Here is a 22,141-nt window from a genome sequence, read left to right as displayed (position 1 = left end):
TTATGTTAATGCTTGCCCTTAAAAGGGTGAGCATTAACATAAATATTTTATTTTAAATTTATTAACTTTAATTTTATAATAAGGTTAAAGTAAAATTTGGGGAGGTATATTAATATGAAAAAAGTATGTGTACTTGGTGCTGGAACAATGGGAGCAGGTATTGCTCAAGCTTTTGCTGTAAAAGGCTATGAAGTATTAGTAAGAGACATCAAAGACGAATTTGTACAAAAGGGACTTAATGGAATTAATAAAAACCTTTCAAAATTAGTTGAAAAAGGTAAGATGGAAGAAGCTAAGAAAGAAGAAATACTTTCTAAACTATCAGGAACAGTTGACCTAAATGCGGCTGCTGATTGTGATTTAATAGTTGAAGCAGCAGTAGAAAACATGGAAATCAAAAAACAAATATTTGCTGAATTAGATAAAATATGCAAACCTGAAACAATTCTTGCTTCAAATACATCTTCTTTATCAATAACAGAAGTTGCATCAGCAACAAAGAGACCTGATAAAGTTATAGGAATGCACTTCTTCAACCCAGCTCCTGTTATGAAACTAGTTGAAATCATAAGAGGAATGGCAACATCACAAGAAACTTATGATGCTGTAAAAGAAATGTCATTAGCTATAGGAAAGGATCCAGTAGAAGTTGCAGAAGCACCAGGATTTGTTGTAAATAAAATATTAATCCCAATGATAAACGAAGCTGTTGGAATATTAGCAGAAGGAGTAGCTTCAGCTGTAGATATAGACAAAGCTATGATGCTTGGAGCTAATCATCCAATGGGACCTTTAGCTTTAGGAGATCTTATAGGTCTTGACGTATGTCTTGCTATAATGGACGTACTATATAAAGAAACTGGAGATTCTAAATACAGAGCTCATACATTACTTAGAAAATACGTTAGAGCTGGCTGGTTAGGAAGAAAGTCAGGCCAAGGATTCCACAATTACGCAAAATAATTATTTGAACATATATAATAAGAATACAGCTGGTACCTGTAGTTACCAGCTGTATTTTTTTATTTTTTGCTCTATATAATTTAAAAAAAATTATATAATATAGAGTAAAGGATATTGAAAGAGGAGAATCTTATATGGATTATAAAAAGGATCAACGTTCTGAAGTTATAGAAAAATCACATTTAAGATCTATTAATTATGGAATAGAAAAAGAAAGATTAGTGTCTAAAAAAATATTAAAAGGGAGAGAACGTGATTACAACATAAAAAGCAAAGAATCCATAATTAAAGTAGCTACACCGGTTATGGATACATTACAGGAAATACTACAAGATTCAGGATTTTTTATAGTTTTAACAGACGAAGAGGGGTGTATTTTAAATACGGTAGGTGATAAAGACATATTACTTGAAGCAGAAAAAATGGATATGGTTGTAGGAGCATATATGGATGAAAAAAGTATAGGTACTAATGCCATGGCAATAGCAATAAAAGAAGATATGCCAATACAAGTTTCCGCAAAAGAGCATTTTATAAATGCATACCATAAATGGACCTGTTCAGCTGCCCCGATACATAACATCAATGATGAAATAATAGGGAGTATAAACTTAACAGGAAAGAAAGACAAAGTTCATCCCCATACTCTAGGGCTTGCAGTAGCATCAGTAAAGTCTATAGAAAATCAACTAAAAGCTGACTTTATAAATGAAAAACTAGAAGAAGCCTATGAATATATGAATGCAATAGTAGATTCAATGTCATATGGGATATGCGCTGTAAATTTTCATGGAGAAATAAAAAGCATAAATAAAAATGCATGTATAATGCTAAATGTAGATAAAGAGGGAATACTAAGTAAATCTATTGATTTGGTATTACCTACATGGAAACAAATAATTAAGGAATTGCAGGAAGGGAAAACTTTTATTGATAGAGAATGCAGCTTTAATAATAGAGATAAAAATGATAGATTTTTAGTGAATGCAACTCCGATTAAAAATGGAAATGAAGTTTTGGGGATGCTTATAGTTTTTAGGGAAATGCATAATGTGTATAAAATAGTAAATAAATATGGAGGAATGATAGCTACATATACTTTTGATGATATAATTGGAAAAAGTCCTGAATTGCTTAAAGTATTAGACTTTGCAAAGACAATTGCATCGACCCCTTCCACTGTGTTGATTCAAGGAGAAAGTGGTACAGGAAAAGAACTTCTAGCACAAGCCATACATAATTATGGGATTAGAAAGAGGCAAAGTTTTGTAGCTATTAATTGTGGAGCAATTCCAAAAAGCTTAATAGAGAGTGAGCTATTTGGCTATGAAGAAGGTGCTTTTACTGGTGCTAAAAGTGGAGGAAACATTGGTAAGTTTCAACTTGCCAATGGTGGAACGCTATTTTTAGATGAGATTGGAGAAATGCCGCTGGATATGCAAGTAAAACTTCTAAGGGTATTACAAGAGGGGTATATAGTAAAGGTTGGAGGAAATAAAGTTATACCAATAGATGTAAGAATTATAGCAGCAACAAATAAAGATTTAAAGGAAGAGGTAAAGAAAGGAACCTTTAGAGAAGATTTATTCTATAGATTAACGGTAATACCAATAAGACTACCTTCACTTAGGGAAAGAAAAGGAGACTTAGAGGTATTAATAAGGCATTATCTTAGAATAAAAGCAAGTAAGCTTAATAAACCTATACCGAGAATAGATAAAAAATTAATTGAAGAAATTAGGGAATATAATTGGCCAGGAAATATAAGGGAACTAGAAAATTTTATAGAAAATATAGTTAGTTTAGAGGGAAAGACAACATTCGATTTAAAAGAAAATGTCAATATAAATCCTTCTTCTAGCAGTAGTATAAACAAATTTGAAGAAGGTATGACAATTAAAGATATGGAGATCAAACTTATAAAAGAGACTATTGAAAGATGCAACGGAAATATGACTAAGGTGGCAAAAAATCTCGGAATAGGAAGGAATACCCTGTATTGTAAGATAAAAAATTATAATATATTGACATAAAATTAACTATCATAATTTTCTGAATATAAAAACAGTGTCATGATATAGGACGAAGTACTAAAATAGAACACAAAAAAACATACAAAATGTCCTGAAATATGACACTTTAACCATTATAAAAGCTAATAACTATAGATCTAAGTAAAAACAAGGTATAAATTAAATAGGAAAATTGGCATGAACCTTGCTAATAATATTGTTAATAAAATAACAAAAATAAATTTATTATTAGGAGGTAAATATTATGTCAAGATTTACATTACCAAGAGATATATATTTTGGTGAAGGGTCATTAGATGTTTTGAAAACGATTAAAGGGAAAAAAGCTGTAATAGTGCTTGGTGGAGGATCAATGAAAACCTTTGGTTTCTTAGACAAGGTTGAGACATATCTAAAGGAAGCTGGAATAGAAACAAGGTTAATAGAAGGAGTTGAACCAGATCCATCTGTTGAAACTGTAATGAATGGTGCAGCTATTATGAGAGAATTCCAGCCAGATTGGATAATTGGAATAGGTGGGGGTTCTCCAATAGATGCAGCAAAAGCAATGTGGATATTTTACGAATATCCAGATTTCACATTTGAAAAAGCTATAATACCTTTTGGAATTCCTGAGTTAAGGCAAAAGGCAAAGTTCATTGCAATTCCATCTACAAGTGGTACAGCTACGGAAGTAACAGCTTTTTCAGTAATAACTGACTATAAAGCTCAGATAAAATATCCACTAGCTGATTTTAATTTGACACCGGATATAGCTATAGTAGATCCTGAACTTGCACAAACTATGCCTCCTAAGCTTGTTGCTCACACTGGAATGGATGCATTAACTCATGCTGTAGAAGCATATGTTGCTTGTGCAAGATCTTATTTTTCAGATCCACTTGCAATTCAGGCTATAGTTATGATAAAAGAAAGCTTGCAAAAATCTTTTGAAGGAGAAAAAGAAGCTAGAAACCATATGCATATAGCACAATGTCTTGCTGGAATGGCTTTCTCTAATGCATTACTTGGAATTACTCACAGTATGGCTCATAAAATAGGTGCAGTATTCCATATTCCTCATGGTTGTGCAAATGCAATATTTCTTCCTTATGTAATTCAATACAATAGAAAAGCAAGTGAAGATAGATATGCTGCTATAGCAAAAGCTCTTGGATTAGAAGGTCAGAATGACAAGGAATTAGTTGATTCATTGATAGAAATGATTAAAGATTTAAATGTTAAATTAAATATACCTGCTACTGTAAAAGAATGGGGAGTAGATGAAAATGAATTTAAAGAAAAAGTAAAATTTATGGCATGCAATGCAGTAAAAGATGCATGTACAGGAGCTAATCCAAGATCAGTAGATGATGAATTGATGGAAAGATTATATAATTGTGCATTCTATGGTGATAGAGTAGATTTTTAATTATTCATAAGATTATTAAAGGCTCTCTTTACTGAGAGCTTTTTATTACTTATAATAAAAGAAGAAGTTTAGATACGCTTAAAATAAAAAAAGGATATGGGGTGGAATTATGTTTAAAATTGTAAAAAAAGAGCTGCTTGTGCCCAATATTTATTTAATGGACATAGAGGCACCAAGGGTAGCAAAATCGGCACAACCAGGCCAATTTGTAATAGTTAAATCAGATGAAAGGGGCGAAAGAGTCCCTCTTACAATTTGCGACTATGATCAGGAGAAAGGAACAGTTACAATAGTTTTTCAAACAGTTGGACGTTCAACTCATGAAATGGCAAATTATGAAGAAGGAGAAGCTTTCCAAGATTTTGTTGGACCACTAGGTAGACCATCTGAGTTTGTACATGAAAATCTTGAAGAACTTAAGAACAAAAAAATATTGTTTATCTCAGGTGGAGTAGGTGCTGCCCCTGTATATCCACAAGTAAAATGGTTACATGAAAATGGAATTGAAGCAGATGTAATAATGGGAACTAGAACTAGAGAGCTATTAATACTTGAAGATAAAATGAGAGCTGTTGCAGATAATGTTTATGTAACTACAGATGATGGCTCTTATGGATTTAAAGGATTAGTAACAGAAAAATTTAAAGAACTAGTAGAAAAAGAAGGAAAGAAATATGATGTTGTTGTAGCAATTGGACCTATTATTATGATGAAGTTTGTTGCATTAACTACTAAGCCTTATGGAATTAAAACAATAGTAAGCATGAATCCGCTTATGGTAGATGGAACTGGAATGTGTGGGGCATGTAGAGTAACAATTGGTGAAGAGACTAAATTTGCATGTGTAGACGGTCCTGAATTTGATGGCCATTTAGTAAAGTTTGATGAGGCTATAAGAAGACAATCAATGTTTAAAAGTGAAGAAGGAAGAGAACTGATTAGACAAGAAGAAAGTAATTTAGAACCACATCATCATAAAAATGGTGGAGGCTGTGGATGCTGTGGAGGTAATAAATAATGGATAAGATGAAGAGAGTGCCAGTAAGAGAACAAGATCCAAAAGTAAGAAGTACAAATTTTGATGAAGTTTGCTTAGGTTATACAGTAGAGGACGCTGTGGAAGAATCAAAGAGATGTCTTAACTGCAAAAATCCTCTTTGTGTTAAAGGGTGTCCGGTTTCAATAAATATACCAGAATTTATTAAACACATTAAAGAAGAAGAATTTGAAGAGGCTGCAAAAACTATTGCAAAATATAGTTCTTTACCAGCTGTTTGCGGAAGAGTATGTCCTCAAGAAACCCAATGTGAAGGTAAATGTATATTAGGCATAAAAGGCGAACCTGTTTCTATTGGAAAATTAGAAAGGTTTGTAGGGGATTGGTCAAGAGAAAACAATATTAATCTTTCCGACACAGAACCTAAGAAGAATAAAAAAGTTGCTGTAATAGGAAGTGGTCCATCTGGACTTACTTGTGCAGGAGATTTAGCTAAAAAGGGTTACGATGTTACAATATTTGAAGCACTACATGAACCAGGTGGAGTTTTAGTTTATGGTATACCAGAATTTAGACTTCCAAAAGATACAGTAGTTAAAACAGAAATTGAAAATATTAAAAAATTGGGAGTTAAAATTGAAACAAATGTTATTGTAGGAAGAACTGCAAATATTGATAAATTGATGGAGGAAGAAGGCTTTGAAGCAGTATTCATTGGTTCAGGTGCTGGACTTCCTAAATTCATGGGTATTCCAGGAGAAAATGCTAACGGAGTATCTTCAGCAAATGAGTTTTTAACAAGAGTAAACTTAATGAAAGCTCACAAAATAGAGTATGCAACTCCAGTTAAGGTTGGAAGTAAGGTAGCAGTAGTAGGTGGAGGTAATGTTGCTATGGATGCTGCTAGAACGGCTTTAAGACTTGGAGCAGAAACTCATATAGTATATAGAAGATCAGAAGAAGAACTTCCAGCAAGGGTTGAAGAAGTACACCACGCTAAGGAAGAAGGAATTATATTTGATTTGTTAACTAATCCAGTAGAAATATTAGTAGATGAAAATGGATGGGTTAAAGGAATGAAATGCGTAAGAATGGAACTAGGAGAGCCAGATGCTTCAGGAAGAAGAAGTCCTAGAGTGATAAAGGATTCAGAGTTTATAATAGATGTAGATACTGTAATAATGTCATTAGGTACTTCACCTAACCCATTAATATCAAGTACCACAAAAGGATTAAATGTTAATAAACATGGATGTATTATAACAGAAGAAGAAACAGGTAAAACTTCTAAGGGAGCCGTATTTGCAGGTGGAGACGCTGTAACTGGGGCTGCAACAGTAATTCTTGCTATGGAAGCAGGTAAAAAAGCTGCAAAAGCAATTGATGAATTCTTATCAAATAAAGAAAAATAATAAGAAAGCTGCTAGGCAACTTTCTTTAGGTACTAGGTACTGGGTTGCTAGGTACTAGGAAAATATCTTTCACTAGAACCTAGTACCTAGCAACTAGTACCTAAATTTTTATTTTGTAAAATAAAAGGAGAGTAAAATGGATTTTAATTATCTAGAAAGTATAGAAGATGGGATAATATTAAAAGATGTTAGAAATTTTGAGCTTAGTCATATATTTGATTGTGGACAGTGTTTTAGATGGGAAAAACAAGATAATGGGAACTATATTGGAGTTGCATTCGAAAAGGTAATCGAAATTGAAAAAACAGGTAATGACGTAATTATATATAATGCTACTGAAGAGGACTTTAAAAATATATGGGGAGAATACTTCGATCTTTATAGAGATTATTCAACAATAAAAGAAATATTAAGCAAAGACCCTATACTTAAAGAATCAATAAAATTTGGAGAAGGAATAAGATTGCTTAAGCAAGATCCATTTGAAATAATAATATCTTTTATAATTTCTGCTAACAATAGAATACCTATGATAAAAAAAGTAATAAGTAATATATCTGAAACCTGGGGAAAGCCTATTGAATATAAGGGAAGAATATTTTATGCATTTCCAACCATAGATAAACTATTAAACTGTACTATAGAAGAACTTGAAAAATGTAGAACAGGATTTAGAGGAAAGTATATAAAAAGTACCATTGATATACTATCTAAAGATCCTACGTTTATTGAAAAACTAAAATCCAGTAATGATAATCAATGCTATGTGAACCTACAAAAGCTAAATGGTGTAGGACCAAAGGTTGCGGATTGTATTATGCTTTTTTCTATGGAAAAATATTCGGCATTTCCGGTAGATGTATGGGTAAAAAGAGCTATGCAATATTTCTATTTAGCACCTGATGTATCCTTAAATAAAATAAGAGATTTTGCCATAAACAAATTTGGTGAGCTATCAGGTTTCGCACAACAGTACTTATTCTATTATGCAAGGGAAAACAATATAAAAATATAAATATGAAAACTAAGATAGATTACTATTTTTTATGATAAAATGAGAGCATTCTAAAAAATGCTCTCAATCTGTTTCAAAAAAATTAGGTGCTGTTATAAAAAAATCTTCTATTTTTACATACACTCTGTTATAATTAATGTGAATAATTTCATTACACATAAATATGTGTTATAGGAGGAGGAAAGCACAATGGCTGCTTTTGAAACAGAATTAAAGAAATTAAAATATGAAGTATTAAAAGAAGTTGCAATACTAGCAAAGGAAGATAAATTAACACAAGAAGAGATTGAGAATATACCATATAGTATAATAAAAGGTGAAAAGCCTAAGTATAGATGCTGTGTTTACCATGAAAGAGCTATTATTAAGGAAAGAGCAAAACTAGCTGCAGGATATATCCCGAATGGAGATAAGCCAAGTCCATTAGTAAAGGCGAAGGATCAAGACCAAATAATGTATATAATTGAAGCTGCTTGCGATAGGTGCCCAATAAACAAGTACACTATTACAGAAGCTTGTAGAGGATGTCTGCAACATAGCTGTATGGAAGCATGTAATTTTAATGCAATCTATAAAGTCAATGGAAGAGCTTATATAAATCAAGATGTTTGTAAAGAATGTGGTATGTGTAAAAGCGCATGTCCATATAATGCTGTTTCAGAAGTTATGAGACCTTGTAAAGTAGCATGTCCAACTAATGGACTTGCTATAGATCCGAATGATAGAAGGGCAATTATTAATAAGGATGAATGTATTGATTGCGGTGCATGTATGACGGCTTGTCCTTTTGGGGCTATTTCTGATAGGAGCTACATGGTTCCAGTAATTAATAAGCTAGAAAATAAAGAAAAAGTTTATGCAGTAATTGCTCCAGCTATAGTAGGGCAATTTGGACGGGAAGTAACCGTTGGACAAATTGTAGGGGGGTTAAAGGAGTTAGGATTTACTGAAGTAATTGAAGCTGCTTGTGGTGCAGATGCAGTAACTGCACATGAAGCTATGGAATTTGTTGAAAGAATGGAAAAGGGAGATAAATTTATGACCACTTCCTGTTGTCCTGGGTTTGTTTCTTACATTGAAAAGAAGTTTCCAGATCAAGTAGACAGAATATCAAATACAGTATCACCTATGATAGCTGCAGGAAGACTAATTAAAAAGAAGGAAAAAGATGCAACGGTTGTATTTATTGGCCCATGTACAGCTAAAAAGAGTGAAATTAGAAGAGATAATTTAAAGGATGCAGTAGATTATGTTTTAACCTTTGAAGAGATTGAAGCTATATTTGGAGCATACAATATTCAGGTAGAACAACTTGAAGATAATGAAATCAATGATGCTTCAGCTCTAGGAAGAGGCTTTGCTGAAGGTGGCGGTGTTAGTGCTGCAGTTGAAAGCTATATTAAAAGTAAAGATATTAATATTCGATTTAATCCAGTAAAAATTAGTGGGCATAGTAACTTAAGAAAGTTTATGCTATTAGCTAAAAATGGAAGACTCCCTGGAAACTTTTTTGAGGGAATGATGTGTGAAGGAGGCTGTATTGGAGGAGCTGCAGCGGTATGTGACCAAAAGAAAACTAAGATACTGTTGAACAAATTTAGCAAGGAATCCAAAATACAGCAAGTAATATCAAATGAAAGAATTAAGGAATTTGAAGGTGTAGAATTAAATAAATAAGAATAAATTATTTATATAGATATAAATAAAGCTGTTTAAAATAAGTTTATTTTAGCAGCTTTATTTATTGGTATAGTTTAAAATAAATATGATTAAAATATAAAGTAAATAAAAGAAAGAATGTGAAATTAAATGATATTTACTTACAATGTACACTAATTGTATTAAATGATGATTTAAGTTAAATGATGGTATTTGATATTGATTTTACTATAAATTATTATTATAATTGTATTAGCACTCAAAGTTAATGAGTGCTAACAGAATAAAAAATAATTTAATTAATAAAATATAATATTACATAAGGAGGGTTTTTTTATGAGAATAAAGCCACTTGGAGACAGAGTAGTAATTAAAAGATTAGAGGCTGAAGAAACTACAAAAAGCGGAATAGTATTACCAGGAAGTGCAAAGGAAAAACCTCAGGAAGCAGAAGTTGTTGCTGTTGGACCTGGCGGTCTAGTTGAAGGAAAAGAAGTTAAAATGGAAGTAAAAGTTGGCGACAAAGTATTGTTTTCAAAATATTCAGGAACAGAAGTAAAAATTGACGGAGAAGAATACACTATTTTAAGACAAAGTGATATATTAGCTGTAGTAGAATAGAGAATAGCAATTTGAATTAGAAAAAATAGGAGGTATTTATAATGGCTAAGAGTATATTATTTGGAGAAGAAGCTAGACGTTCAATGCAAAGAGGTGTTGATAAATTAGCTGATACAGTTAAAGTAACATTAGGACCAAAAGGAAGAAATGTTGTTTTAGATAAAAAATTCGGAGCACCACTAATAACAAATGATGGTGTTAGTATAGCAAGAGAAATCGAACTTGAAGATCCATATGAAAATATGGGAGCTCAACTTGTTAAAGAAGTTGCTACAAAAACAAACGATGTTGCAGGAGACGGAACAACAACAGCTACATTACTTGCACAAGCAATAATAAGAGAAGGATTAAAAAATGTTACCGCTGGAGCAAATCCAATGCTTATAAGACAAGGAATTAAAATGGCTGTTGAAGTTGCAGTTGAAGAGATTAAAAAAGGCTCAAAACAAGTAGACGGCAAAGAAGATATTGCAAGAGTTGCAACTATTTCAGCTTCAGACGAAGAAGTAGGTACTTTAATAGCAGATGCTATGGAAAAGGTTGGAAATGAAGGGGTTATTACTGTAGAAGAGTCTAAGACAATGGCAACTGAACTTGAAGTTGTTGAAGGAATGCAATTTGACAGAGGATACTTAAGTGCATACATGGTTACTGACGCAGAAAAAATGGAAGCAATATTAGATAATCCATATATTCTTTTAACTGATAAGAAAATAGCTAACATACAAGAATTACTTCCAGTTCTTGAACAAATAGTTCAACAAGGAAGAAAATTATTAATAGTTGCAGAAGATATTGAAGGTGAAGCATTAGCTACTTTAGTAGTAAATAAATTAAGAGGAACTTTCAATTGTGTAGCAGTAAAAGCCCCAGGCTTTGGAGATAGAAGAAAAGAAATGCTTCAAGATTTAGCTATATTAACAGGTGGAGAAGTAATAGCTGAAGAATTAGGAAGAGATTTAAAAGAAGTTACTTTAGATATGCTTGGAACAGCTGAAAGTGTAAAAGTATCTAAAGAAAACACTGTAATTGTAAATGGAAGAGGAAACAAAATTGAAATAGCAGATAGAGTTTCCCAAATAAAGAGACAAATAGAAGAAACTACTTCAGAATTCGATAGAGAAAAATTACAAGAAAGATTAGCAAAGCTTGCTGGAGGAGTTGCTTTAATTAAAGTTGGTGCAGCTACTGAAACAGAATTAAAAGAGAGAAAGTTAAGAATCGAAGATGCTTTAGCAGCTACTAAAGCAGCTGTTGAAGAAGGTATTGTTGCAGGTGGTGGTACTGCATATGTAAATGCTATTAAAGAAGTAGCAAAATTAACTTCAGATAATTTAGATGTAAAAGTTGGTATAGATATTATTAAGAGAGCTCTTGAAGAACCAGTAAGACAAATAGCTTACAATGCAGGACTTGAAGGATCAGTAATAATTGAAAAAGTAATGAACAGTGAAGTAGGAATTGGATTTGACGCATTACGCGGAGAGTATGTTAATATGATTCAAAGAGGAATTGTTGACCCAACTAAGGTTACAAGATCAGCACTTCAAAATGCTTCATCAGTTGCATCTACTTTCTTAACAACAGAATGTGTAGTTGCAGAAATACCAGAAAAGAATCCAGCTCCAATGCCAGGAATGGGCGGAATGGGAATGGACGGAATGTACTAAAATATAGATAAACAACAAAGAGACCAGCTTGGTCTCTTTGTTGTTTATCTATATTTTTTTTATTACTTTGCTACTTCCCGTTATTGCCTTTGCCTCTTTTTTTATTTTAGCCGCTAATTTTGAAATTTCTTCGCTACTTGAAAAGTTATTAAAGTTTCCATATAATCCTGCTATAGAAAGAGAGGTTAAATTGAAGGTAGTCCTATTGCCTTGTCTATCAGTAGACTCTATAAAGCCATTTAAAACATCATTTCTATTAAAAAATTTAACTACATTTTTGTCAAATTCATTTATTATATATGAACATAGTTCCTCGCATTTATCTAGGGAGTTTTCTACTATACCTATATAGTCATCACCGCCAATATGACCAAGAAAGCTATTGAAAGGAAACTTCTTTTTTAAATTATTTTGCAATAGTTTAGAAGTAAATTTTAACAGCTTATCGCCTTTTTCAAATCCGTATACATCATTGTATGCTTTAAAGTTATCCAAATCAAAGTATAATATGCAGCTATGGTTGTTTACCTTTCTTACATCATTGAGTACTTTCTCTATAATTGTATTACCTGGGAGACCAGTAAGTGGATTTAATTCTTTAGCATAATTTCTTTCCATTTCAGTAGTAAATTCTAATAGTTTTTTTATAGTCACAAGGCCGTAATACTCAGATTCTTTTACAACTATAACACAGTCATAAACCTTATTGTGCTCCCTTTCCATTGCAATTTTAGAAACTTCGCTTACAGGAGTATGATAATCCACAACTAGAGGGGAATGATCCATTATAAGAGAAATGGGTCGTTTAGAAAATACTGAAAAACCATACTGTGAAGCCATTACTGAATCAAGTGAATATTTCATTACTGATCCTACAGGTTTATTATTTTTAACTATACATGCACCCTTTGTAGGAGATTTATTTACAAAATCTTTTATTTTTTGGCAAGTTTCCTCAGGGGCGAAGGAGGGTTCAAAGCTGCATATTTGACCAATGCAGTGATTAAAGTAAGAATATTTATCATTTTTTAATTTATTATATTTTAGTATTGTGCTTATAGCATTTTCAGATGCAGAAGAAAAAGAAGTTGAAGGCTTATTAATATAGTATCCTTGTCCTGCATGAACATTCAAATTAATTAAAGTTGATAACTCCTCTTCTGTTTCAATACCTTCTGCAATAACTTTCATATTAGTGGATTTAGCAAACATAACTAAAGATTTAATTAGGGCCTGTTTAAAGTAATCCTTATCTATATCTCTTATTAAATCCATATCAATTTTAATATAGTGAGGTTTTGTTTCGTACAAAGTCTTCAGCCCAGAATAACCTGAACCTGTATCATCAATAGCAATTTGATACCCTTGCTCAGTATAATTGTTTAGAGCCATGCTAAAGCTCTTATAATCTTCAATAGCTGTTTTTTCTGTAATTTCAAAGATTATTGATTCAGGAGAAATATTGTGCTTTAAAAGAAATTCCTTTGTAAAGCCCTTTTTAAATTTTTCATCCTTAAATATAAGGGGATCTACATTAATAAATAATAATTTGTCTTTATGTATGCTTTTAGCATTTTCTAAGGCTTTAACTCTACACAAGGATTCTAGTTCCCAAGACTTATTATGTATTGCAGCAAGCTTAAACAGTTTATCTGGAAACTCAAGAGATGAACCTTTAGGACCTCTACTTAAAGCTTCATATCCAAGCACTGAAGCATCTTTTAGGGATACTATCGGTTGAAACACTGAAGTAATATTACCGTTTTTTAAAATATTATTAAGCTCAGCTAGCATTTCCATATATTAAAACACCTCTTAATCTGTATTAGTAAGGTAATGTTTTACTATTTATAATATAACATTATAAAGGTGAATAAAAAGAAAAATATGGTTAAATTTTGGTTAAATCCACTTTAAAGTAATGCAAGTTTATTATCAAAACTTAGTAGAAACAAATTGACAAATTTCAAAAACTAAAATAAAATATTACATAACATATTTTAATATAATTTATATTTTCACTTATATATACCTTGAATATGGCGAGGAGTATCTACCGGAAACCTTAAAATTCCGACTATGAGTGGTTACTGCATACTGTTTTTAAAGAGGTGCATTAATTTCACTTAATGTATAAATTTGATGAAATTGATGCATTTTATTTTACATAATGTGATTATTTAATTTATATGAGTGTTAAAATAAAAAAATGAAAGGAAGTTGATCTTTGTGGCTATTATTTTAAAACAAGCTTATACTTTTGATGATGTGCTATTAATGCCAAATAAATCAGAAGTTTTACCTAAAGATGTTACTCTAAAAACTAATTTAACAAAAAAAATTAAATTAAATCTTCCAGTAATGAGTGCGGGAATGGACACTGTAACAGAAGCTAAAATGGCTATTGCAATTGCTAGAGAAGGCGGAATCGGAATAATTCACAAGAATATGAGCATTGAACAACAAGCTATTGAAGTGGATAGAGTAAAAAGACAGGAAAACGGCGTTATAACAGATCCATTTTTTTTAGCACCAGAAAATACAATAGAAGATGCCCTAAATTTAATGAGCAAATATAGAATATCAGGTATTCCTATTACTGTAAATGGAATACTTGTAGGTATAATAACAAATAGAGATATTGCCTTTGAAACTAACTACAATCAACCAATTAAAAATGTTATGACTAGTGAAAATCTTATTACTGCATCTGAACATACAACAGTAGAAGAAGCAAAGGAAATTCTTAAAAAACATAAAATCGAAAAACTTCCTTTAGTAGACGAAAATAATAAATTAAAAGGTCTTATAACTATAAAAGATATAGAAAAAGTTAAAATGTTCCCAAATGCAGCTAAGGACGAAAGAGGTAGATTACTATGTGGAGCTGCTGTTGGAGTAACTGCAGATATGATGGATAGAGTTGATGCTTTAGTTAAAGCTAATGTAGATGTTATTACATTAGATACAGCACATGGACATTCATATGGAGTAATGGCATCTGTAAAGGAAATAAAAGAAAAATATCCTGAGCTTCAAATTATTGCAGGAAATGTTGCAACACCGGAAGCTACAAGAGAGCTTATTGAAGCAGGAGCAGATTGTGTTAAGGTAGGAATAGGACCAGGATCAATCTGTACTACAAGAGTTGTTGCTGGTGTTGGAGTTCCTCAACTTACTGCTGTAATGGATTGTGCAGAAGAGGCTAATAAATACGGAGTTCCAGTAATTGCAGATGGAGGAATTAAGTACTCTGGAGATATAGTAAAGGCACTTGCAGCAGGCGCAAAGGTTGTAATGATGGGTTCAATGCTTGCAGGCTGCGAAGAAGCACCAGGAGAAATGGAAATATATCAAGGAAGAAGTTATAAAGTATATAGAGGTATGGGTTCTCTTGGAGCTATGGCTTGCGGAAGTAAAGATAGATATTTCCAAGAAGACAATAAAAAGCTTGTTCCAGAAGGCGTAGAAGGAAGAGTGCCTTATAAAGGTATGGTTTCTGATACAATTTACCAACTTGTTGGAGGATTACGTTCTGGTATGGGATATTTAGGAGCCGCTAGTTTAGAAGACTTATTCCAAAATGCTAGATTTGTAGTTCAAACTTCTGCAGGACTTAGAGAAAGTCATCCACATGACATATCAATTACAAAAGAAGCACCAAACTACAGCGTACAAGGATAAAAAGAGCAACCAGTAGCCAGTGACCAGTAACCAGTTTTCAAAAATGATACTGACTACTGGTTACTAGCTATTATATTAAAAAACGGGAGGATAATGTTTTTATGAATAGAGAGTTGGTTTTGGTAATAGACTTTGGAGGGCAATATAACCAGCTTATTGCAAGAAGGGTTAGAGAACACAATGTTTATTGCGAAATAGTTCCATATACTATAACTATAGATGAAATAAAGAATAAAAATCCAAAGGGAATAATTTTCACTGGAGGACCAAACAGTGTTTATGGTGAGGGAGCTCCTAGAGTTAATAAAGAAGTTTTCGAAATGGGAGTTCCAGTACTTGGCATATGCTACGGACATCAATTAACTGCCTTTACTCTTGGTGGTAATGTAGAAAGTCCTGATATAAGAGAGTATGGTAAAACAGAAGTTAAGCTTGCAAAAGAATCATTATTGTTTGACGGTATTGAAGAAGAGTTAGCTCAATCTTGGATGAGCCATACAGACTATGTATCAAATGTTCCAGAAGGCTTTAAAATTGTTGCCACAACAGAACAATGTCCAGTAGCTGCAATGGAAAACAGCGAAAGAAGAATATATGGAGTGCAATTTCATCCAGAAGTAGAGCATACTTTATTTGGAAAACAAATGCTTTCAAACTTCTTATTTAAAGTATGTAATCTAAAAGCAGATTGGTCAATGGCATCCTTTGCTGAAGAAAAGATAAAAGCAATTAAAGAATTAGTTGGAGAAAGAAAAGTACTTTGTGCTCTATCAGGAGGAGTAGATTCCTCAGTTGCAGCAGTGTTAGTACATAAGGCTATTGGTAAACAACTTACTTGCGTATTTGTTGATCATGGTCTTCTTAGAAAGGATGAAGGAGATCAGGTTGAAGCTATTTTCAAGAAGCAATTTGATATGAACCTTATAAGAGTGAACGCAGGAGAAAGATTTTTAGGAAAGCTTAATGGAGTAAGTGACCCTGAAAAGAAGAGAAAGATAATTGGAGAAGAATTTATCAGAGTATTTGAAGAAGAGGCAAAAAAGCTTGGACAAATAGATTTTCTAGTTCAAGGTACTATATATCCTGACGTAGTTGAAAGTGGAACAAATACTTCAGCTACAATTAAGAGCCACCATAATGTAGGTGGGCTTCCTGAAGACATGGAATTTTCTTTAATTGAGCCTTTAAGGGAACTATTTAAGGATGAAGTTAGAGCTGTAGGTGAAGAATTAGGAATTCCACATCATTTAGTATGGAGACAGCCATTCCCAGGACCAGGTCTTGCAATAAGAGTACTTGGAGAAATAACTGAAGAAAAACTATTTATTACTAGAGAAGCAGATGCTATATTTAGAGAAGAGATAGCTAAAGCTGGTCTTGAGGAAAAGATATGGCAATATTTTGCCTGCCTACCAAATATAAGATCAGTAGGTGTTATGGGTGATGAAAGAACTTATTGCCATACTATAGCCTTAAGAGCAGTTACTTCTTCTGATGCAATGACTTCAGATTGGGCAAGAATACCTTATGAAGTATTAGACATAGTATCTAGAAGGATAGTTAATGAAGTTAAGGGAGTAAACAGAATTGTTTACGACATAACATCAAAACCGCCAGCAACCATTGAATGGGAATAAGAAAGGTTTATTAAATCATTAGTGAATTTATAGTAGTGTATAATTTTTAGCTGAAAAGTTGATTATTATACACTACTATTTTTTATATTAAAAAGTTATAAATAAATGAAAAAATTACCTATATTCCTAGCATTTATAGGACATAGAAAGCTTTCTAGGTGGAAAGCTAAAGTGGAGGTGATAATAATGAAAAAATTTATATCAATACTAACAATAATGTTCTTCTTTACGCTATTGCCAACAAGTCTTGTAAATGCTCAAGAGCTTACAAAGGAACAGAAAATACAATACAAAAATCAAATTAAAGAAAAGAGACAAATTATAAAAAAGAATGCGGCTGAAAATAAAAAGCTGGAATTAAAAATCGATGATAGAACTGAAGAGCTAGGTAAGGTTATAATGATGCTATTTGATAGAGAATTACCTCCTAGTGAAGAAAAACTTTCACAAATAGAAAGTAAACAAGAAGTTATGCTAAAAAATTTAGAACAGATTGCAAATGTTCAAAGAAGTATTAAAAGACTAAGAAAAGAAGCAAGTATTAATGTAAATGAAGAAAAATATCAACAAGCTATAGAGAATTTTAATAAAGTGATTGTACTCCAAGGAAAAGAAAAAGAGCTTCTTATAGCATTTGATAAAAATCTGCAAGATTTTATTGAATTAATTAAATCTCTTCAGTATAAATAATAACGTTGAAGTCATTATGAAATGAAGATTTAGATAAGTAAATACTTAAAAGATATATTAAATGATAAAAAGTAAATAAATTAATTAATTTGTTTAAGGATTATTAAGTGCAAATTTTAATTTTAAAGACCGCCGAAACCGACGGTCTAATATATTAACTAATAGGATCTTCGATTAAAGTTGCAAATCTAAATTGGTGAACATGTCCCTCATCTATAGTTGTTGTTCCATAAGCAAAGTGCACATGTCTTCCATTGCCTACAGGGATAGCAATTCCAGTTGTAGCGCCAAGTTCATGGAGATGGTCTTCGTAGAAATCTGTGTTTCCCAAAAGTCGGTGAACGTGGCTATTCCCACGAGGTATAGCTTCACTAGTAACTCCAGCAAAACGATGGTTGTGAGGATCTTCATTTTCTTCTGCTATCTTTGTGCTACCTAAATATTCGTGTACATGAGTTTGACCATTTTGAAAATCAGCTTCTAAATCATTTTGCAAATTTGATTGTGTTTCCTGCATAGTAAACCTCCTTAAAATTGACAAGCTAATGCTTGTCCTACTGTATAATATGTAGATTTACTATAAAGGTTACAAAAGACTAATTCACTAACTTTTTAAATTCATTGCTATTTCTAACCTTATCAAAGTCCTTTTCATTTCTAGCTTCATTCTTAACGTTGCTATCCATTTCAACGGCTATTTTTAAATATTTTACTGTATTTTCTACATCACCACGTCTTCCATAAATGCTGGCCTTACCATAATAGCTCCATACATAATTTTCCACTTCAAGAGCTTTATCATACCATTCTAAAGATTCCTCATAGTGACCATATAATTCATAAGCTAATGCCTTATTAAACCTTCCATAACCGAAGCTTGGATTAATACTTAGGCACTTGTCAATATTTTTCATTCCCTCATCAAAGTTATGTGAAAAACATAAAGCTATTCCTTTTATATTGTAAGCTTTATAGAAGGTTACATCTTTCTTTATTATTTCATCAGCTATTTCGATTGCATTTTGATAATCACCATTAAAAAACATTCCAAGAGCTTTATTATAATCAGCTTCTATAGAAGCCTTTAATTTATCATCAGTTGTAGCTTCCTTTTTTTCAGAAGAACTCTCAGTGGATTTTGATGACTCATCTTCATTTGCTGTAACAGATTTTTCAGTAGATTCCTTTACAGTTGTGTCTTTAGGAGAGTTATTACAAGATGTAGCTGCTAACACAAATACTATTAACAAAATGGCTATTTTGATATTTTTAGATAGTATTTTCATCTTATACCTCCTTATTTGTTATAATCAGGAGTGCTTATTCTAAGTTTAAAGTTGTCTAAATCAGAAAAACCGCTAATGTGAACTCTATCTAAGGTTAAAATTCCATCTGCTTTATCTGACCAGGTGCCTTTAGTAGTTACAGCTAATTTATATCCTGAAGCCTTTGCTGCTCTAACAACACTGTCATCATAGTTTCCATAAGGGTAAGCAATATATTTTACTTCCTTATTTAATAGTTTTTCTAGAGTTTCTTTTGATGTCTTAAGAGTCTCTAGCTTCTTTTCATAAGAAAGGGTATTTAATTTTTCATGATTTACTGTATGGCTTTCAATGTCAATGCCATTTTGCTGAAGCTCTTTTAATTGATTTAAAGTTAAATATTCTCCTGTGCCTATACAACTAGTTATCATAAATATTGTAGCCTTAAAGCCATATTCTTTTAGAATTGGATAAGCATTTTCATAATTATCCTTATATCCATCATCAAAGGTAAGTACAACTGACTTTTTTGGAATTGGCTTATTATTCTCTAAGAAGTCGTAAAGCTCATCCAATGATAGAGTGCTATATCCATTGTCTTTTAAATATTTCATCTGTTCTTTAAATTTTTCTACAGGAATCCTTACAGGATTATCTTTCTCATATTTAACTGAGTGGTACATTAATACCGGTATTCCTTCGTTGTTATATTTTAAATCCTCTTGCTTTGTTTGTGTTTTAATATTATTAGGTGTATTTGAATTAGAAGAAACTTTATTAGTAGAGTTATTATTAGACTTATTTTCACTAGAAGCTGCCACTTTTGAGTTTGTATTAACTGAAGCTGTAGTATTTTTGCATCCAACTGAAAATAATGACAAGGAAACAATAATAAGTAAAATCAATATTTTTTTCATGTAAAATAACCTCCATTGGACATATAAATAAGCATTATAAATGCTTGTCCTTAAATTGTTTATGTAATAAAGTATACAAATAATAATATCTAAATGCAATGTCATAAAAAAAGCTTAAAATCAAATAAACACAATTCGGCAGTAAATGATATAATAATCTGCAGTGGATTTAATAATTTGAATGGGGGATTTTGAATGCCGTATATATTAACTAGAGACAATACAAAAATATATTACGAGGATGAAGGAAATGGACAGACTATATTATTAATACATGGGTGGGCAGCTAATAGAAATAGTTTTGCAGTAACTAAAAAATATTTAAGCAAAAATTATAGAGTTATTACCTATGATTTAAGAGGTCACGGATTATCTGAGGTGACTAAACATGGTCTTACTATGGAAAGCTTTGCCATGGATCTAGAAGATTTAATATGTAAAATAGGCTTGAATAATATAATACTTATAGGCTGGTCCATGGGAGCACAAGTATTATTCAAATATGTAGAAATATATGGGTGCGAAAGACTTAAGGGAATAGGAATAATAGATATGACTCCAAAGCTGATTAACGATGATTCCTGGAACCTAGGATTAAATAATGGAAGCTTTACTCACGAAGATAATTTAGAGTATTTAACAGGAATGTGTAATCATTGGATGAATTTTATGGATGATTTTTATAAAATAGTGTCACAGGATTTAACTGAGGAGCAGCTAAAGTATATTTTGAAGACTGCTCACATATATTAGTAGTTGAAAATCCTGTTAAATTTTGTAATGCAGTAGAAGAGTTTATTGAAAATATTGGTAATTGAAAAGTCTTAAAAAAATTTAATGAAATCGACAACATTTTAAGAAATCCAATCATATACTATATAAGATATAAGTGATATATTATATAAAATAAAAAAGGATATAATATATCCTATTGACAAAATCATATAATATTGGTATAACTAATATGGAGTTATGGAACGGGACAATAATGTACCAGCTATCAAAATATATACCAATAAGTCTATATAAATGTTAATAGAGGGGGATTTTTTAATGGCTATTAAAGTTGCAGTTAACGGATTTGGAAGAATAGGTAGGACATTTCTTAGAATTGCGCAAGAAAGATTAAGTAAGGATATTGAGATTGTAGCAATTAATGCTAGAGCTGAAGATGAAACACTAGCACATTTATTTAAATATGATTCTTGTTTTGGAAAATTTAATGGAACAGTAGAAGTTAAAAAAAATACTTTAATAGTAAATGGAAAAGAAATAAAAATAATTAGAGAAGGTGAACCTAAGAACTTGCCTTGGAAGGAACTTGGAGTAGATATTGTTGTTGAATCAACAGGTAAGTTCAAAGACAGAGAAAAACTAATGCAACATATAGAAGCAGGAGCAAAAAAGGTTATACTTACAGCTCCAGCTAAAGGTGAAGATGCAACAATAGTTATAGGAGTTAATGAAGAAACATATGATCCAATAAATCATAATATTATTTCTAATGCTTCTTGTACAACTAATTGTCTTGCACCAGTAGCTAAAGTAATAGATGAGAAGTTTGGAATAGTAAAAGGACTTATAACTACTATTCATTCATATACAAATGATCAAAATATATTAGATAAAACTCATAAGGATTTAAGACGTGCAAGAGCAGCTGCAGAATCAATAATTCCTACTACAACAGGAGCTGCTAAGGCTGTTGCAAAGGTTCTTCCGCAATTAGAGGGCAAGCTTAACGGATTTGCTTTAAGAGTTCCAACACCTACAGTATCTGTAACTGATTTAGTTTGTGAGTTAAGCAGAAATGTTACTGTAGAAGAAATTAATCAAGCATTAAAGGAAGCATCAGAAGGCAAGCTTGCTGGAATTCTTGGATATTCAGAGGAACCCCTTGTATCTGTAGATTATAAAGGAGATGACAGATCTTCAATAATAGATGCCCTTTCTACAATGGTCATAGATGGAAACATGGCAAAAATCATAGCTTGGTACGATAATGAATGGGGATATTCAGTAAGAGTTGTTGACATAGTAAATTTTGTAGCAGATAAAATGAAATAATTTAATATAAAAGTAATATATAAATAAAAGCTCATGTGGTTCACATGAGTTTTTATTTTTGGTATTATTAATAAGTATATGATATAATTAATAGGAAAAA

General features: G+C 31.7%; 18 protein-coding genes and 1 riboswitch. Of the genes, 14 read left to right on the top strand and 4 right to left on the bottom strand.

Annotation, left to right across the window (positions count from 1 at the left end):
- Positions 1-114: 114 nt before the first annotated feature.
- The 9 genes from CLHOM_RS15810 (at position 115) to groL (ending at position 11,781) form a co-directional block, all read left to right on the top strand.
- Positions 115-963, top strand: coding sequence for a 3-hydroxybutyryl-CoA dehydrogenase (locus CLHOM_RS15810; protein ID WP_052222653.1), 849 nt, complete (start codon positions 115-117; stop codon positions 961-963).
- A gap of 134 nt (positions 964-1,097) precedes the next feature.
- Positions 1,098-2,996 carry a sigma-54-dependent Fis family transcriptional regulator gene (locus CLHOM_RS15805; RefSeq protein WP_052222652.1) on the top strand — a complete coding sequence of 633 codons (1,899 nt, stop codon included), beginning with the start codon at positions 1,098-1,100 and terminating at the stop codon, positions 2,994-2,996.
- 244 nt (positions 2,997-3,240) lie between these two features.
- Positions 3,241-4,407: an iron-containing alcohol dehydrogenase gene (locus CLHOM_RS15800; RefSeq protein WP_052222651.1), complete on the top strand. Its 1,167-nt coding sequence runs from the start codon at positions 3,241-3,243 to the stop codon at positions 4,405-4,407.
- Positions 4,408-4,516: 109 nt separating this feature from the next.
- Positions 4,517-5,425 carry a sulfide/dihydroorotate dehydrogenase-like FAD/NAD-binding protein gene (locus CLHOM_RS15795; RefSeq protein ID WP_052222650.1) on the top strand — a complete coding sequence of 303 codons (909 nt, stop codon included), beginning with the start codon at positions 4,517-4,519 and terminating at the stop codon, positions 5,423-5,425.
- On the top strand, positions 5,425-6,816 hold the full coding sequence (gltA, locus tag CLHOM_RS15790) for an NADPH-dependent glutamate synthase (RefSeq protein ID WP_052222649.1): 1,392 nt from the start codon (positions 5,425-5,427) through the stop codon (positions 6,814-6,816). The genes CLHOM_RS15795 and gltA overlap by 1 nt, the downstream gene beginning before the upstream one ends.
- A 136-nt stretch (positions 6,817-6,952) precedes the next feature.
- On the top strand, positions 6,953-7,831 hold the full coding sequence (locus CLHOM_RS15785; protein ID WP_052222648.1) for a DNA-3-methyladenine glycosylase family protein: 879 nt from the start codon (positions 6,953-6,955) through the stop codon (positions 7,829-7,831).
- A gap of 189 nt (positions 7,832-8,020) precedes the next feature.
- Complete coding sequence (locus tag CLHOM_RS15780) at positions 8,021-9,508, top strand: 4Fe-4S dicluster domain-containing protein (protein ID WP_052222647.1); 1,488 nt, start codon at positions 8,021-8,023, stop codon at positions 9,506-9,508.
- A gap of 318 nt (positions 9,509-9,826) precedes the next feature.
- Positions 9,827-10,111, top strand: a complete 285-nt coding sequence (gene groES, locus CLHOM_RS15775; RefSeq protein WP_052222646.1) for a co-chaperone GroES — start codon at positions 9,827-9,829, stop codon at positions 10,109-10,111.
- Between the two features lie 41 nt (positions 10,112-10,152).
- Positions 10,153-11,781, top strand: a complete 1,629-nt coding sequence (gene groL, locus CLHOM_RS15770; protein WP_052222645.1) for a chaperonin GroEL — start codon at positions 10,153-10,155, stop codon at positions 11,779-11,781.
- Positions 11,782-11,829: 48 nt separating this feature from the next.
- On the opposite strand, the gene CLHOM_RS15765 is transcribed toward groL, so the two are convergent.
- Complete coding sequence (locus CLHOM_RS15765) at positions 11,830-13,581, bottom strand: GGDEF domain-containing protein (RefSeq protein WP_052222644.1); 1,752 nt, start codon at positions 13,579-13,581, stop codon at positions 11,830-11,832.
- Positions 13,582-13,783: 202 nt separating this feature from the next.
- Positions 13,784-13,881: riboswitch (purine riboswitch) on the top strand.
- Between the two features lie 129 nt (positions 13,882-14,010).
- Between CLHOM_RS15765 and guaB the strand changes: the two genes are divergently transcribed.
- From guaB to CLHOM_RS15750, 3 genes are all read left to right on the top strand, one after another.
- Positions 14,011-15,465, top strand: a complete 1,455-nt coding sequence (guaB, locus tag CLHOM_RS15760) for an IMP dehydrogenase (RefSeq protein WP_052222643.1) — start codon at positions 14,011-14,013, stop codon at positions 15,463-15,465.
- 101 nt (positions 15,466-15,566) lie between these two features.
- On the top strand, positions 15,567-17,102 hold the full coding sequence (guaA, locus tag CLHOM_RS15755) for a glutamine-hydrolyzing GMP synthase (RefSeq protein WP_052222642.1): 1,536 nt from the start codon (positions 15,567-15,569) through the stop codon (positions 17,100-17,102).
- Positions 17,103-17,288: 186 nt separating this feature from the next.
- Entirely contained in the window at positions 17,289-17,792 is a 504-nt protein-coding gene (locus tag CLHOM_RS15750; protein WP_052222641.1) for a hypothetical protein, read from the top strand.
- 154 nt (positions 17,793-17,946) lie between these two features.
- Here CLHOM_RS15750 and CLHOM_RS15745 read toward each other — a convergent pair whose 3' ends face one another.
- The 3 genes from CLHOM_RS15745 to CLHOM_RS15735 all read right to left on the bottom strand — a co-directional run bounded on the left by CLHOM_RS15745 (position 17,947) and on the right by CLHOM_RS15735 (position 19,974).
- Positions 17,947-18,309: a YmaF family protein gene (locus CLHOM_RS15745; RefSeq protein WP_052222640.1), complete on the bottom strand. Its 363-nt coding sequence runs from the start codon at positions 18,307-18,309 to the stop codon at positions 17,947-17,949.
- A 79-nt stretch (positions 18,310-18,388) separates the two neighbouring features.
- Entirely contained in the window at positions 18,389-19,078 is a 690-nt protein-coding gene (locus CLHOM_RS18750) for a tetratricopeptide repeat protein (RefSeq protein WP_052222639.1), read from the bottom strand.
- Between the two features lie 11 nt (positions 19,079-19,089).
- Positions 19,090-19,974 carry a polysaccharide deacetylase family protein gene (locus CLHOM_RS15735; RefSeq protein ID WP_052222638.1) on the bottom strand — a complete coding sequence of 295 codons (885 nt, stop codon included), beginning with the start codon at positions 19,972-19,974 and terminating at the stop codon, positions 19,090-19,092.
- A 195-nt stretch (positions 19,975-20,169) separates the two neighbouring features.
- Between CLHOM_RS15735 and CLHOM_RS15730 the strand changes: the two genes are divergently transcribed.
- Both CLHOM_RS15730 and gap read left to right on the top strand, forming a co-directional pair.
- On the top strand, positions 20,170-20,727 hold the full coding sequence (locus CLHOM_RS15730) for an alpha/beta fold hydrolase (protein ID WP_052222637.1): 558 nt from the start codon (positions 20,170-20,172) through the stop codon (positions 20,725-20,727).
- 300 nt (positions 20,728-21,027) lie between these two features.
- Complete coding sequence (gap, locus tag CLHOM_RS15725) at positions 21,028-22,041, top strand: type I glyceraldehyde-3-phosphate dehydrogenase (protein ID WP_052222636.1); 1,014 nt, start codon at positions 21,028-21,030, stop codon at positions 22,039-22,041.
- Positions 22,042-22,141: the final 100 nt, after the last annotated feature.

This window comes from Clostridium homopropionicum DSM 5847, assembly GCF_001263795.1.
GTDB classification, from domain to species: Bacteria; Bacillota; Clostridia; order Clostridiales; family Clostridiaceae; genus Clostridium_H; species Clostridium_H homopropionicum.
The sequence above is the reverse complement of the archived record's forward strand: the minus strand, read 5'-3'. Positions and strand labels throughout refer to the sequence as shown.